Source organism: Geodermatophilus sabuli (assembly GCF_010686765.1).
Taxonomy (GTDB): domain Bacteria; phylum Actinomycetota; class Actinomycetes; order Mycobacteriales; family Geodermatophilaceae; genus Geodermatophilus; species Geodermatophilus sabuli_A.
The window spans coordinates 153944-167994 of record NZ_JAAGWF010000019.1 but is presented as its reverse complement, the minus strand read 5'-3'; the positions used below and the strand labels follow the sequence as shown (position 1 = coordinate 167994).

Here is a 14051-nt window from a genome sequence, read left to right as displayed (position 1 = left end):
GACCCGCACCGCCGTGGACGAGCTGTCCCGGATGGCCGCGGACCTGCGCACCACGGTCGGCAACTTCACCTACTGACCGGTCACCGGGGCCGGACCGACCACGGCCCGGCCCCGGTCCGGCCCCGCGCCCGGCCCGACGCCGGCCGACCCGTTGGGCTTGACTTCCCGGCCCCGCCCGCCGATGACCCCTCCGAAGCGCGCGCTGCGTGGAGGACGAGAGAGAAGAGCAACGTGGACGGTCTGGACGACATCGTCGAGGAGTTCCTCGTCGAGAGTCATGAGAACCTCGACCAGCTGGACACCGACCTGGTCGCCCTCGAGCAGGAGCCCGACTCCCGCGAGCGGCTGTCGAGCATCTTCCGCACGATCCACACGATCAAGGGGACCAGCGGCTTCCTGGCGTTCCACCGCCTGGAGGAGGTCACCCACATCGGGGAGAACATGCTCTCCCGGCTGCGGGACGGCGCGCTGGACCTGACCCCGCAGCGGACCGACGCCCTGCTCGAGATGGTCGACTGCGTCCGCTCGCTGCTGGCCTCCATCGAGGCCAACGGCGGCGAGGGCAACGTCGACGTGTCCGCGGTCGTCGCCGCGATCAGCGCGGCGATGGAGGACCAGCCGGCGGCCACCGCCCCGGCCCCGGTGGAGCCGGCCGCCGAGGTCACCGTCGCCCCCAAGCCGGCGCGCAGCCGCAAGGCCGCCGCGAGGCCCGCGGCAGCGGTGGCGTCCCCGGCCGCCGCGCCCACCCCGCGGAAGGCCCCCGCCCGCAAGGCGCCGGCGGCGAAGGCGGCCGCGGCTGCCGTCCCGGTCGCCGAGGCCCTCGTCCCGAGCCCGGCCGTCCCGGTGCCGGCCCCGATCGCGGAGGTGCCCGCACCCGTGTCCCCCGTGCTGCCCTCTCCCCGGTCCGAGCCGATCGTCGAGTCGGCCGAGTCCGACGGCGCCCCTGCCGCCGAGGGTGCCGGCGGCCAGACCCGCCGCGCGGTCGCCGACAGCACCATCCGGGTGGACGTCGACCTGCTCGACGAGCTGATGCTGCTGGTCGGTGAGCTGGTGCTGACGCGCAACCAGATCGTCCAGTACGTCGGGCGCTCCAACGACACCGACCTGCTGCGTGCCTCCCAGCGGCTGAACCTGATCGCCAGCGAGCTGCAGGAGGGCGTCATGAAGACGCGCATGCAGCCGATCGACCACATCTGGTCCAAGCTGCCGCGCGTCGTCCGCGACCTGGGCATGCAGTGCGGGAAGTCCGTCCGGCTGGAGATGGAGGGCCGGGAGACCGAGCTCGACAAGACCCTGCTCGAGGCGGTCAAGGACCCGTTGACCCACCTGGTTCGGAACTCCGTGGACCACGGCATCGAGGCGCCGGCGACCCGCACGGGGGCGGGCAAGGCCGCCGAGGGCGTGCTGACCCTGCGGGCGAAGCACGAGAGCGGCCAGGTCGTGGTCGAGGTGGCCGACGACGGCGCGGGCATCGACCCGGCCCGGATCGGCGCCAAGGCCGTCGAGCGCGGGCTGGTCTCGCCCGACGCGCTGAGCCGGATGAGCCCGCAGGACGTCCTGCAGTTGATCTTCCTGCCCGGCTTCTCCACCGCCGCCGCGGTCACCAACGTGTCCGGCCGCGGTGTGGGCATGGACGTCGTCAAGACCAACATCGAGTCGATCGGCGGCACCATCGAGGTCGAGTCGGTCCCCGGCCGGGGCACCGTCTGCCGGCTGCGCATCCCGCTGACCCTGGCGATCGTCCCGGCGCTGACCGTGGAGTGCGCCGGTGACCGCTACGCCATCCCGCAGATCAGCCTGCAGGAGCTCGTGGCCCTCGACGCCGAGAAGGCCGCCACCGCGGTCGAGGAGGTCGGCGGCGCGCCGGTCTACCGGTTGCGTGGGGAGCTGCTCCCGCTGGTCCGGCTCACCGACGTCCTCGGCCTGACCTCCGACCGGCACGACGGCCACGTCGTCATCGCCGTCCTCCGCTCGGAGGGCCGCCGCTTCGGCCTGGTGGTCGACCGGGTGATCAACACCGAGGAGATCGTCGTCAAGGCCGTCGGGGGCCAGCTCAAGGCGATCGGGCTGTACTCCGGCGCGACCGTCCTCGGGGACGGCGCCGTCGCGCTGATCCTCGACGTGCAGGCCCTCGCCCGCCGCGCGCTGCGCACCGAGACCACCGACCGCCAGGACGCCCGCGAGGGCGCCGCCCTGGCCTCGGCGTCGGAGACCGAGCGGCAGCGGATGCTGCTGGCCTCCATCGGCGGCGGGCGGCGGGTCGCCATCCCGCTGGACACCGTCACCCGTCTCGAGCAGGTCCGCACCGAGTCGGTGGAGCGGGTCGGCAACCGGGAGGTCGTGCAGTACCGCGGGGCGATCCTGCCCATCGTGCGACTCGACCGGCACCTGGGCGCCTACGGCGAGAGCGACCGCGAGGTCCTGGAGGTCATCGTCTACAGCGACCACGGCCGCAGCGTCGCCATCGTGGTGGAGGAGATCCTCGACATCGTCGACGGCGAGGCGGCGGTCCGCAGCGACATCGACGACCTGGGGCTGCTCGGCTCGGCCGTGCTCGGCGACAAGGTCACCGAGCTGCTCGACGTCCGGGCGGCGATCCTCGCGGCCGACCCGGCGTTCTACTCGGCTCCCCTGCCCACGACGCCCGCTGGCGTCCCGGCCCCCCTCCTGGAGGTCTGACATGACCCTCGCTCCCCCGGTCGACGAGGCCGCTCCGGTCATCGGCGGCCAGCTGGCGACCTTCTGGCTGGACGGCGACCTCTACGGCGTCGAGGTGGCGCACGTGCAGGAGGTGCTGCGCAGCCAGGGGCTCACCCGGGTGCCGCTGGCGCCCACCGCCGTGGCCGGCCTGATCAACCTGCGCGGGCAGGTGGTGACCGCGATCGAGCTGCGCGAGCGGCTGGGCCGGCCGCCGCGCCCCGAGGGCACCGACGCGGTGGTGATCGTCGTCCGCCTGCACGGGGAGGCCGTCAGCCTCCTGGTCGACGCCATCGCCGACGTCGTGGACGTCGACCCGAGCGACTTCGAGGCGCCGCCGGACACCCTCGACGGATCGGCCCGGGAGCTGATCCGCGGGGCGTTCAAGCTGCGCGGCCAACTGCTGCTCGCCCTCGACGTGCACAAGGCGGTCTCCGCCTGAAGCGCGAGGGGCGGAGACGGCTCTCCCTGCCCCTCGGTGCGGCCGGACTCCCCCGGCGGCCGCGCCCCCCCTTCGGCCCCCGTCCCGGCCCTCCTCGCGAGGCGCCGAGCCGGGGGCCGACGCGCGTCCGTCCCCCGATGACGGTCACGCAGAGCGACGCTCCGCTGACACGAGCACGCCGGACACGCAGGTGGGGGCGCAGTGCCCTCCAGCGAACGGGTGACGGTCACGTGGCGCTGCCCCGTGATCACGGTCAGCATGGTCTGACCTCACCTCGGGGGACGTGAACGGGAGGCGCTGTCGTGCCCTACTCGCTGGTCAGTGCCGCCACTCTCGGTTTCGACCTGGTCCGGCTGCCCGCCGGTGCCGCCGTCGCCGACGCCCTCCTCGCCGGGCTCGCCGCCGACGCCCCGGCCCTCAGCGCGCTGGCCTCCGTGCACCCCGCGGTGGGTCGCGACCGCGACGACCGAGCGACGCTGGCCGTCCGGTCCCGGCGGGCCCGCGAGCTGGCCGCCGCCGTCCCGCACGTGCGCACCGCCGGCACGGGGCTGCCCGGGACCGACCGCGCCGCCGTGCTGGTCGCCCAGCTGGAGCGCAGCACGATCGGGGACGCCGCCGCCGTCGAGCGGGTGCTCCGCGAGGACGTGCTGGGCGCCGAGCACCCCGCCGTGGCGCTGGTCGACGAGGACACGCTGGCCGCGGCGGCCGACGTACTCGCCGACGCGGCCGTGGGGTCCTGGGCCGCCGCGGTGCTGCCCCCGCTGGTCCGCCGGCAGCTCACCGGCCCGTTCGCCGTCGCCACCGCGGCCGGGATGGTGCCCGCCCCGGCCCTCGACCTCGGCCCCGCCACCGGTGCGCTGACCGACCTGCTCGCCGGCATCCGCGGCCTCGACGGCCCCGGCCGCGACCGGTGGCGGGTGGCGGTCGACGAGGGCCGGGCCGCCCGCCGGCCGTGGGCCACGGCGATGCACGAGGCGTCGTGGGCCGCGCACGTCTCCGGCCGGACCCGCGCCCTGGCCACCGCCCAGCTGCTCGCCGTCCAGGCCTTCCTCGACGGTGGCTTCGACGCCCACGACGGTGCCGCGGGCGTCTGGAACGCGGTCGCCGGGTGCGTGCAGGGGATCGTCATGGGCGACCTGCTCGGCGCCGACTCGCTGGCCGTGCTGGGCGCTCCCCGCGGTTGATCACGGGCTCGTCGCGGGCGACCCGCGCGGACACGGCGCCCGCGCGGACACGCCGCTGGAACCGGCAACGACCCCGTGATCACGGCGGGGAGCGGGCCGCACCGCTGAGGCCTACTCCTCCTCGGGGTCGGGCAGCCGGGCGCCGGCGGCGACCTCGCTGCCGGCGGCCACGGCGGCCTCGCGGCCGACGAGGGTGATGTCGCCGTCCCCGCCGACCGTGGCCCGCTCCCCCACGTCCACCCGGTCGTCGAGGACGGCGCGGGTCACCGTCGCCCCGGCCCGCACGCGGGCCCCCGGCAGCAGCACCGAGTCCACGACCGTGGCACCGGCCTCCACCACGACGCCGGGGGAGAGCACCGAGCCGCTGACCCGGCCGGCCACCCGGGTGCCGCCGGAGACCAGGCTGCCGTCGACCTCCGCCCCGGGGAGCATCCGGGCTGCGCTGTGCCGTCCGCCGCGGGTGTGCACCGCCCACCGCGGGTCGTCGAGATCCAGGGGCGGGTCGGCGGACAGGAAGTCCCGGTGCGCGGCCCAGTACGCCGGGATGGTGCCGACGTCGCGCCAGTACCCGCTCAGCGGGTACGCGCGGGCCAGCCCGTCGGCGGCCTGCGCGGGCAGCAGGTGGCTGCCGAGGTCCTCCACGCCGGCCTCGCCGAGCTCGCCGGCCAGCGCCTCCAGGCGGTCCAGCGTGGGGCCCGGGGAGAAGACGAACACCTCGTTGGTGGCGGTGGTGGTCCGCGGTTCGTCGGGCTTGTAGGCGTAGTCCCGGACCCGGCCGCCGTCGCCGACCTCGACGATCCCGTAGCGGGGGGCGTCGTCCGCCGCGACCTCCGTGGTGACCATCGTGACCTCCGCGCCCGAGCCGAGGTGGGCGTCGACCACCTCGCGGTAGTCCAGCTCGTAGACGGCGTCGGAACTGACGACGACGAGCGCGTCGACCGCGGCGTCGCGGACCAGCGGGGCGTACCGCCAGAGCGAGTCGGCGGTGCCCGACACCCAGCCCTGCCGCTCGGTGCCCCGGTAGGGCGGGAGCATCAGCAGGCCGCCGTGGGTGCGGTCGAGGTCCCAGGGCCGGCCGTTGGCCAGGTGCTGGGACAGCGACGTCGGGTGGAACTGCACCGACACCCACACGTCGGCGATCTGCGAGTGCTGGCAGTTGCTCAGCGGGAAGTCGATCAGCCGGTACACCCCCGCGAACGGGACGGCCGGCTTGGCGCGCTGCTCGGTCAGCAGCTCCAGGCGGCCGCCCGCGCCACCGGCGAGGACGAGGACGAGGACACGGGGGAGAGCCATGTCCCCGGGCCTACCCCCGCCGGCGCCGGTCCACCCCGCCGGTGACCCCTCGTGCCACGGGGAACGTGTCGACAAGGGACCGGGAATGGTCGCCGACCGCCATTCATGATCGCCGGAAGAGGAGCGGGAATTCTCGCCGATCGGCTCAAGCACCGGTGGCGCGGAGCCGAGAACTCCGGGGACAGGCACCGCCCCTCGCGGCCGCCGGACTCCTGGTGGCACCGCGACCCGCGGGACGCCGACGGCCGGCTGCCGACCCGAGGACCACCCCGGTGGGCGGACCCACAGGACTGGAGGACGCATGGACCCGATCCGGGTGATGGTCGTCGACGACTCCGTCGTCGTCCGCAAGATCGTCACCGACGTCCTCTCCGCGGACCCGGCGATCGAGGTCGTCGGCACCGCGGTCAACGGGCGGATCGCCGTCGGCAAGCTCGAGCAGCTCAAGCCCGACCTGGTCACCATGGACATCGAGATGCCGGAGATGAACGGCATCGAGGCGGTGCGGGCCATCCGCAAGGGCGCCGGTGGCCCGGCACGCAGCCGCGTGCCGATCATCATGTTCAGCACGCTGACCGAGCGCGGTGCGGCGGCGACGCTGGACGCGCTGTCTGCCGGCGCGAACGACTACGTCACGAAGCCGGCCAACGTCGGCAGCGTCGCGCAGTCGATGGAGAGCGTCCGCGAACAGCTCATCCCCAAGATCAAGGCACTCACCGGGCGCCCGGTCGGCCTCGGCCCGGCGCGCGCCGCGGCGCCCGCCCCGGCCCGGGTGCGCCCCCCGGCGCCCCGCGTGGGCGCGGTGAAGCAGCCCGCCGTCCTGGTGATCGGCTCGTCGACCGGCGGCCCCGAGGCGCTGGCCAAGGTGCTCCCGGCGCTGCCGGCCACCCTGCCGGTGCCGGTCCTGCTGGTCCAGCACATGCCCCCGGTCTTCACCCGGCAGTTCGCCCAGCGGCTGGACCGGCTGTGCGGCCTCCGCGTCATGGAGGCCGTCGACGGGACACCGCTGGCCCCCGGCACGGTGCACCTCGCTCCCGGCGACCACCACCTGACCATCCGCAGCACCGCCCGCGGGCTGCACACCGCCCTCAGCCAGGGTCCGCCGGAGAACTTCTGCCGGCCCGCGGTCGACCCGCTGTTCCGCTCCGCGGTCGACGCGTTCGACGGCGCCGTCCTCGGCGTCGTGCTGACCGGCATGGGCGCCGACGGCCGGTCGGGCGCCGGGCGCATCCGGGAGGCCGGCGGCGCCGTCGTCGTCCAGGACCAGGCCACCTCGGTGGTGTGGGGCATGCCCGGCGCGGTCGCCGGTGCCGGCCTCGCCGACGAGGTGCTGCCGCTGGACCGGATCGTCGAGGCGATCTCCCGGCGGCTGGCTCCGCCGCGCACCGCTCCCCTCGTCCCGGCTACCGCCGGAGGCCGGCGATGACTCTCACCGCCACCGGTTTCGACTGGGTCCGTCAACTGGTCCACCGGGAGAGCGCGATCGTGCTCGCCCCCGGCAAGGAGTACCTGGTCGAGGCACGGCTGCTGCCGATCGCCCGGCAGATGGGGCTGCCCGACGTCGGCCAGTTCGTGGACTCCGTGCGGACCCGGCCGAGTCCGGAGTCGACCCGGCGCATCGTCGAGGCGCTCACCACCAACGAGACGTCGTGGTTCCGGGACGGCGACCCGTTCACCGCACTCACCTCGACGGTGCTGCCCGCCCTGCTGTCGGCCCGCGGACCGGTGGAGCGGCTGCACATCTGGTCGGCCGCCTGTTCCAGCGGGCAGGAGCCGTACACGATCGCGATGCTGCTCGAGGACGCGATGCCCAACGCCGGGACGCGCGTCTCGATCACCGCGACCGACCTCTCCCGCGAGATGGTGCAGCGCACCCGCGCCGGCCGGTTCAGCCAGCTCGAGGTCAACCGCGGGCTGCCCGCCCCCATGCTGGTCCGCCACTTCACGCGGGCGGGCACCGAGTGGGAGGTCGCGCCGACGCTGCGCCGGATGGTCAGCGCCAGTGAGTGCAACCTCGCCGCTCCACTCCCCCGGATCGGGCCGTTCGACGTGGTGTACCTGCGCAACGTCCTCATCTACTTCGACCTGCCGACGAAGCAGGCGATCCTCCGCCGGGTCCGCGCGCTGATGCGCCCCGACGGCTGGCTCTTCCTCGGCGCCGCGGAGACCACCCTCGGCGTCGACGACTCCTGGGAGCGGGTCGTCATCGGCCGCTGCTCCGCCTACCGCCCGCTGAAGGGGGCCTGACGTGCGTGCTCTGGTGATCGACGACTCACGCGCCATGCGGCGCATCGTGAGCGGGACCCTCGAGGGCTTCGGGTTCGAGACCCGCCAGGCCGGTCACGGTCAGGAGGCGCTCGACGTGCTGCACGAGGGCTGGGTGCCCGAGCTGTGCACGATCGACTGGAACATGCCGGTCATGGACGGGCTGCAGTTCGTCTCCGCCGTCCGGTCCAACCCAGGCTGGCGCGCGGTGACGCTGATGATGGTCACCTCCGAGGGCGAGCACGGGCAGATCGTGCGCGCCCTGGCCGCCGGCGCGCACGAGTACGTCATCAAGCCGTTCACCGCCGACGCCATCCGCGACAAGATCGCCCTGCTCGGCCTGCTCCCCCAGGAGATGGCGCTGTGACCTCGCCCGCCATCACCGAGCTGCTCGACGAGGCGATCGTCCAGGAGATCGCCGACCAGGCGTGGACGGCGCTCGTCGGGGAGGACGAGGTCCTCGTCCCCCTGCCCGGCGAGCTGCCGGCCGACACGCTCAGCGCCTGGGTCGCCGTCGTCGGCCCGTGGACCGGCAGCGTCGTCCTGACCTGCGGGCGCGAGACCGCCGAGCAGCTGACCCGCGCGCTGCTGCGTGAGCACGCGCCCGCGGTCCTCGACGACGAGGACGTCGCCGACGCCCTCGGTGAGCTCGCCAACGTGGTGGGCGGCAACGTCAAGGCCGTCCTCCCCGGACCGTCCGCCCTCGGCCTGCCCGAGGTCGGGGTCGCGCCGCGCGCCGTCGCGTCGGCCGACACCTGCCGCGTCGACGCCCTGTGGCGTGGCCAGCCGCTGACCATCTCCGTCCAGGGCGCCGTCCTGGACGCCGTGAACGCGGACCCCTCGTACGGAAACGGAGTGCCACTGTGAAGATCCTGGTCGCCGACGACAGCCGCGTCATGCGGCAGATCGTCATCCGCACGCTGCGGCAGGCCGGTTACGACGACCACGACATCGTCGAGGCCGAGGACGGCCGCGACGCCTACGACAAGGTCCAGGCCGAGAGCCCGGACCTGGTGCTGTCCGACTGGAACATGCCGAACATGACCGGCCTGGAGTGCCTCCAGGCGCTGCGCTCGGCCGGGTCCGGTGTCCCGTTCGGGTTCGTCACCTCGGAGGGCTCCCCGGAGATGCGGGAGAAGGCCGCCGACGCCGGCGCGCTGTTCCTCATCGCCAAGCCCTTCACCGCCGACACCTTCAGCGAGCACCTGGACGGGGTGATCGCATGACCACCCTGGTGCTGCCCGCGGCCAAGGACGTCCGCGAGATGCTCGTGGGCCTGCTCGGCAAGCCGGTGTCGGTGAACCCCGGCGCGCCGGTGACGCCGGGGGAGGAGCGGCCGGTGTCCGTGGCCGTGTACGTCGACCCGCACCTGGCGGTCAACGCGCTCTGCGTCATGGACCTGCCGCTGTCGGCGTGGACCGGTGGCGCGCTGGCCATGCTGCCCCCCGGCGGTGTCCAGGACGCGGTCGAGGAGGACGGCGAGCTGACCGCCATGCTCACCGAGGCGCTGCACGAGGTCGTGAACGTCCTCTCGGCACTGTTCAACGTGCCGGGGGCCCCGCACTCCAAGCTGTACAAGCTCTACGCCCCGGGCGACGACCTGCCGGCCGACCTCGTCGAGATGGCGGCCGCGTTCAACCGGATCGACCTGGCGGTCGACGTGCCCGGCTACGGCAAGGGCGCGCTCTCGCTGGTCATCCCCTCGGGCGGGGTCACCGCCTGACCCGACGGCGCGGCTCGCCCGCGCCGGCCGAACTGCCCCGGGACGGCGCCGGACCACCCGTTCCCGCCGTCCCGGGCGCACGACCACGACGGCCCCGGGGCATCCGCCCCGGGGCCGTCGTCGTGCGCGGGTCCGGGCGCCGGCTCAGGCGACCGCGGGGTGGCTGACGTCCTGGGCCGCGGGCAGGCAGGCCCAGACGTGCTTGCAGGAGCCGTCCACGTACCAGCCGTGCGCGACCGACAGGCGGGCCACCAGGTAGAGCCCCATGCCCCCCTGGGCGGGGTCGCGGTCGACCGCGGGGGCGGGCATCGTGTGCGGGTCCCTGTCGCTGACGTCGAGCAGCCAGCCGCCACTGCCGGCCACCACGGTCGCCGACACGGGCGACCGACCGTGCCGCAGGGCGTTGGACGCCAGCTCGTCGAACGCGAGGATCAGCCGGTCGGCGGCCTGGTCCTCGTCACCGCCCGCCCCCAAGCCGACGCCGTCGAGGCGGGCACGGAGGTCGGCGCGGGCGCCGGGGAGCTCGGCAACGGCCCCGAGGTCCCAGCGCCACACCTCGCCCCGGCCGTCCGGTAGTGGCCGCACCGGCCACGCGAGTCGACCCACTTGCCCTCACTCCGTCGTGGCTGTCCTCCGGTCGAGGACTGAGGTGCCCACCGGGTCCGGTGCTCAACCGTGTTCGGGGCGTTTCCGCCCCCGGGGAGTGACGAGGGTCTCGGCACCCGGTCGGCGCGTCCCCTGGTCAGCCGGCGTCCTCGTCGGCCGGTTGGAGGCAGACGGCCAGCAGGGCGACGTCGTCCTCCGGCGTGCCGGGCAGCATCCGCGCCAGCAGCTCGTCGCACAGCCGGTCCAGCGGCGACCCGGCGAGCTCCGCGAGGTGCCGCTGCAGCCGCTCCAGGCCCTCGTCCACCCCGCTGTCGCGCCGCTCCACCAGCCCGTCGGTGTAGAGCAGCACGGTGGCCCCCGGCGGCAGCGGCGCGGTGAACTCGCGGCGCTCGGTGGCCGGGTCCACCCCGAGCAGCAGGTCGCCGAGGCCGCGGGCCAGCACCGTCACCGTGCCGTCGGCGGTGACCACGACCGGCGGCGGGTGCCCGGCGTTGGCCCACCGGAGCACCGTGCCCCCGCGCTCGAGCCGGGCGATGGTGGCGGTGGCCATCGTGTCGGGGTGCATGTGCGCCATCGCGGCGTCCAGCCCGCGGAGGACGTCGGCCGGCCCCCCGCCGCCGTGGTGGGCGATGCCGCGCAGCAACCCGCGCAGCTGGCCCATCTCCGCGGCCGCCTCGGAGTCGTGCCCGGCGACGTCCCCGATCACCACCACCGGGTCCCCGTCGGGGTGCAGGAAGGCGTCGTACCAGTCGCCGCCGACGCGGACGGCCTCGGCGGCCGGGACGTAGCGCACCACGACCCGGGCGCGGTCGATGGCCGGGGGATCGGTCAGCAGGCTGCGCTGCAGTCCCTCGACCAACCGCGCCACCTGGCTCTGCCGGTGCACGCGGTCGACGGCCCGACCGGCCTGGACGGCGATCTGCCGAGCGGCGGCGAGGTCCTCCGCGGAGTGGGTCCGCCCCGGGTCCAGGTAGAGGGTGAGGACGCCGACGGGGCGGTGCTCGGCGGTCAGCGGCAGCACCACCGCCGACTCCGGGCCCAGGGCGGACAGCAGGTCCCGGGCGGGGCCCGGTGCCATCAGCCCCAGCACCGCCTCGGCCGACTCCCGCGCCGCCGTACCGTCCCGGAGGGCGCGGGCGACCGGGGAAGCCGCCGGCAGCGTGTCCAGCCGCACCTGCGCGTACCGGGCGAGCAGCTCCCGGCGGGCCGGGTCGGTGTGCCACGAGCTCACGTCACGGGGCCGTCCGTCCCGGTCGATGACGGTGACGATGCAGGCGTCGGCCAGCCCGGGCACCACCAGCCGGGCCAGCCGGCGCAGTGCCGTCTCGCCGTCCAGTGCTCCGGAGAGCTCGTCGGTCACCGTGGCGAGCAGGGCCATCAGGTCACCGGCCCGGTCGGCGTCGCGGCGGGCGCGCTCGGCGGCCTCCTGCGCCCGGCGGCGGGCGGTGACGTCGACGAGGGTGAACGCCGCTCCGACCGGGCCGCGCCAGGCCTGCAGCTCGAGCCAGCCCCCGCCCACTCCCGGTGACGGGATCTCCGCGGTGACCTGCCCGCCGGTGCGCAGGGCCTCCCGGCAGGCGGCCCGGACGGTGACGCCCATCCCGGCCGGGAGGACGTCGTCCACCGGCAGGCCGACCAGCCCGCTCGCCGGCCGGCCGAGCAACCGCGCAGCCGCCCCGTTGGCACTGGCGACCCGCTCGGCGACGTCGAGGCACACCAGCGCCGTGGGCATCGTCATGAGCACCTCGGCGGCCAGCCCACCGTCGGCCGGTGCACCGGCGGGCGGTGCAGCGGCCGCCGGGGCGGGCCACTGCGGGGGTTGCGGGTCGGCTCGCCGGTCCTCCACGCCGAACACCCCTTCGTCCGGTGCGCGTGACGCCCCTCTGCTGGAGCGCTCCTCCCGTCATCGGACCGGGACCGGGGAGGATCGTGCGGATCGTGGCAGCGGGGGGCGGGCGCTGCCAAGGAGCCGCGCCACGAGCCGGCGGCCGACCGGCGCGTCGTCCGATCCGGGGTGCCCCGTCCGCGGGGCTCGGGGGCGCGCCGGCGATGAGGCAGAGTGATCAGCATGACCGGGGACGCCACGGGCGCACCGCTCCACGACCTGCTCGTGCAGGCCGTGGAGGGCATGGACCGCCCGCTGTTCGTCCTCGACGACGACTGGCGGTTCCGCTACATCAACCCGGCGGGCGCCGCGGTGCTGGGCCGCACCGTGGCGGGGCTGCTCGGCCGGGAGGTGTGGGCGGAGTTCCCCGAGGCCCTCGGCGGCCCGTTCGAGGCCCTCTACCGGCGGGTGCGGGCGACGGGGGAGTCCGGCAGCACCGAGGCGTTCTTCACCCCCCTCGACCGGTGGTTCCGGGCCGACGCCTTCCTCACCGACGCGGGTCTGGTGGTCAGCTACGACGACGTGACCGCCCGGCGGCAGGTCGAGGACGACCGCGCCACCGCGGTCGCCGCCCGCGAGGAGGCGGCCTCGGCAGCTGCGGTGGCCGCGGCGAACGCCGAGCGGGCCGGTCGGCACCTCATGCTGCTGGGCGACATCAACCTGGCGATGACGTCCACCGTCGACGTGGACGAGGCCGTCGGCCGGTTCGCCCAGCTCGTCGTCCCCACGCTGGCCGACTGGTGCGTGGTCAGCGTCGTCGACCCCGACGGCACCCGCCGGGACGTCGGTCGCGCGCACCGGGACCCCGCGATGGTGGGCGTCATGCACCGCTACGCCGACGCGCGGGTGCGCACCAACGACGTCAGCGCCCCGGTGCCCACCGCCTTGCGCAGCGGCAAGCCGGTGGTCATCGGCGAGCTGACCGCCGCGCACCTCGACCAGATGGTCGCCGACCCGGCCACCCGTCAGGTCCTCGAGTCGCTGCGCCCGGCGGCGGTGGCCACGTTCCCGCTGCTGGCGCGCGGGGAGCAGTTCGGCGCGCTGACACTGGTCAACGGCCCCGAACGGGGCCCGCACACCGAGGCCGAGCTCAGGACGGCGGAGATCGCGTCCCGGCGGGCCGCGCTCGCGCTGGACAACGCCCGGCTGGCCGCGGCCAACCAGCAGGTCGCCGAACGGCTGCAGCTGAGCCTGCTCTCCCCGCCGGTCCAGCCCGACCGCCTCGAGCTGGCGGTGCGCTACCGGGCGGCGACCCGCGGCGTGGCCATCGGCGGCGACTGGTACGACTCGTTCCTCCAGCCCGACGGGGACACCGTCGTCGTCATCGGCGACGTCATGGGCCACGACATCGAGGCGGCCGCGGCGATGGGCCAGGTCAAGACCCTGGTCCGCGCGATCGCCTTCGACCGGCTGGAGGAACCGGCCGGTGTGCTGCGCCGGGTCGACCACGCCCTCGTGGGCCTCTCGGTGCCCACCATGGCGACGGCGCTGGTCTGCCGGATCGAGCAGACGCCGGCCGACCGGGCGGCGGGGCGGCGCCGGCTGCGCTGGTCCTCGGCCGGTCACCCCGATCCGCTGCTGCTGGGCCCCGACGGCTCGGTGAGCGACCTGTCCGCGCCGGTGGGGCCGCCGCTCGGCATCGGCTGGCGCGGCCCACGGGCCGACGGCGTCGCGCCGGTCCCGGACGGCGGCACCGTGCTGCTGTTCACCGACGGGCTCTTCGAGCGGCGCGGGGTCCCCCTCGACGAGGGCCGGGACCGGGTGCGCCGGCTGCTGGCCGCCTCCGTCGACGAGTCGCTGGACGCGCTGTGCGACCGATTGCTGGCCGAGATGCTCGGGGACGGCGTCGAGGACGACGTCGCGGTGCTCGCCGTCCGCGCCCATCCGGTCGGCTGGCAGCGACCGCCGTCCACCGCCCCGGTGCTGCACCAGCCCGTGGCCGGGCGCCCGGTCTGA

The 14051-nt window shown here is 75.3% G+C and carries 13 protein-coding genes; 10 read left to right on the top strand and 3 right to left on the bottom strand.

All coding sequences use genetic code 11. The features are described 5' to 3' along the window. The first annotated feature begins 231 nt into the window (after positions 1-231). From GCU56_RS17670 to GCU56_RS17660, 3 genes are all read left to right on the top strand, one after another. The gene (locus tag GCU56_RS17670) at positions 232-2679 is read left to right on the top strand and encodes a chemotaxis protein CheW (protein ID WP_163483042.1); all 2448 of its coding nucleotides are present in this window, start codon (positions 232-234) and stop codon (positions 2677-2679) included. Between the two features lies 1 nt (position 2680). Beyond that, positions 2681-3139 (top strand): chemotaxis protein CheW, encoded by a 459-nt coding sequence (locus GCU56_RS17665; protein ID WP_163483041.1) that lies wholly within the window; start codon positions 2681-2683, stop codon positions 3137-3139. 302 nt (positions 3140-3441) lie between these two features. Continuing rightward, the gene (locus GCU56_RS17660; protein WP_163483040.1) at positions 3442-4323 is read left to right on the top strand and encodes a hypothetical protein; all 882 of its coding nucleotides are present in this window, start codon (positions 3442-3444) and stop codon (positions 4321-4323) included. A 111-nt stretch (positions 4324-4434) separates the two neighbouring features. Here GCU56_RS17660 and GCU56_RS17655 read toward each other — a convergent pair whose 3' ends face one another. Then, complete coding sequence (locus GCU56_RS17655; RefSeq protein WP_163483039.1) at positions 4435-5616, bottom strand: glucose-1-phosphate adenylyltransferase family protein; 1182 nt, start codon at positions 5614-5616, stop codon at positions 4435-4437. Between the two features lie 301 nt (positions 5617-5917). On the opposite strand from GCU56_RS17655, the gene GCU56_RS17650 reads away from it, so the two are divergent. Genes GCU56_RS17650 through GCU56_RS17625 form a run of 6 tightly spaced genes read left to right on the top strand, consistent with a single transcriptional unit; the run spans position 5918 to position 9604 of the window. After that, the gene (locus tag GCU56_RS17650) at positions 5918-7042 is read left to right on the top strand and encodes a protein-glutamate methylesterase/protein-glutamine glutaminase (RefSeq protein ID WP_163483038.1); all 1125 of its coding nucleotides are present in this window, start codon (positions 5918-5920) and stop codon (positions 7040-7042) included. Next, positions 7039-7863: a CheR family methyltransferase gene (locus tag GCU56_RS17645; RefSeq protein WP_163483037.1), complete on the top strand. Its 825-nt coding sequence runs from the start codon at positions 7039-7041 to the stop codon at positions 7861-7863. The genes GCU56_RS17650 and GCU56_RS17645 overlap by 4 nt, the downstream gene beginning before the upstream one ends. A gap of 1 nt (position 7864) precedes the next feature. After that, a complete protein-coding gene (locus tag GCU56_RS17640) occupies positions 7865-8248 on the top strand; it encodes a response regulator (protein WP_163483036.1) in 384 nt (127 codons plus the stop codon). Then, positions 8245-8748 carry a chemotaxis protein CheX gene (locus GCU56_RS17635; protein ID WP_163483035.1) on the top strand — a complete coding sequence of 168 codons (504 nt, stop codon included), beginning with the start codon at positions 8245-8247 and terminating at the stop codon, positions 8746-8748. Before GCU56_RS17640 ends, GCU56_RS17635 begins: the two co-directional genes overlap by 4 nt. Then, the gene (locus GCU56_RS17630) at positions 8745-9107 is read left to right on the top strand and encodes a response regulator (protein WP_163483034.1); all 363 of its coding nucleotides are present in this window, start codon (positions 8745-8747) and stop codon (positions 9105-9107) included. The genes GCU56_RS17635 and GCU56_RS17630 overlap by 4 nt, the downstream gene beginning before the upstream one ends. Then, positions 9104-9604, top strand: coding sequence for a hypothetical protein (locus GCU56_RS17625; protein ID WP_163483033.1), 501 nt, complete (start codon positions 9104-9106; stop codon positions 9602-9604). Before GCU56_RS17630 ends, GCU56_RS17625 begins: the two co-directional genes overlap by 4 nt. A gap of 144 nt (positions 9605-9748) precedes the next feature. On the opposite strand, the gene GCU56_RS17620 is transcribed toward GCU56_RS17625, so the two are convergent. After that, complete coding sequence (locus GCU56_RS17620; protein WP_163483032.1) at positions 9749-10210, bottom strand: ATP-binding protein; 462 nt, start codon at positions 10208-10210, stop codon at positions 9749-9751. A gap of 136 nt (positions 10211-10346) precedes the next feature. After that, positions 10347-12056: a SpoIIE family protein phosphatase gene (locus GCU56_RS17615; RefSeq protein ID WP_345771910.1), complete on the bottom strand. Its 1710-nt coding sequence runs from the start codon at positions 12054-12056 to the stop codon at positions 10347-10349. Positions 12057-12278: 222 nt separating this feature from the next. Here GCU56_RS17615 and GCU56_RS17610 point away from each other — a divergent pair, with 222 nt between their 5' ends. Further along, complete coding sequence (locus GCU56_RS17610) at positions 12279-14051, top strand: SpoIIE family protein phosphatase (RefSeq protein WP_163483031.1); 1773 nt, start codon at positions 12279-12281, stop codon at positions 14049-14051.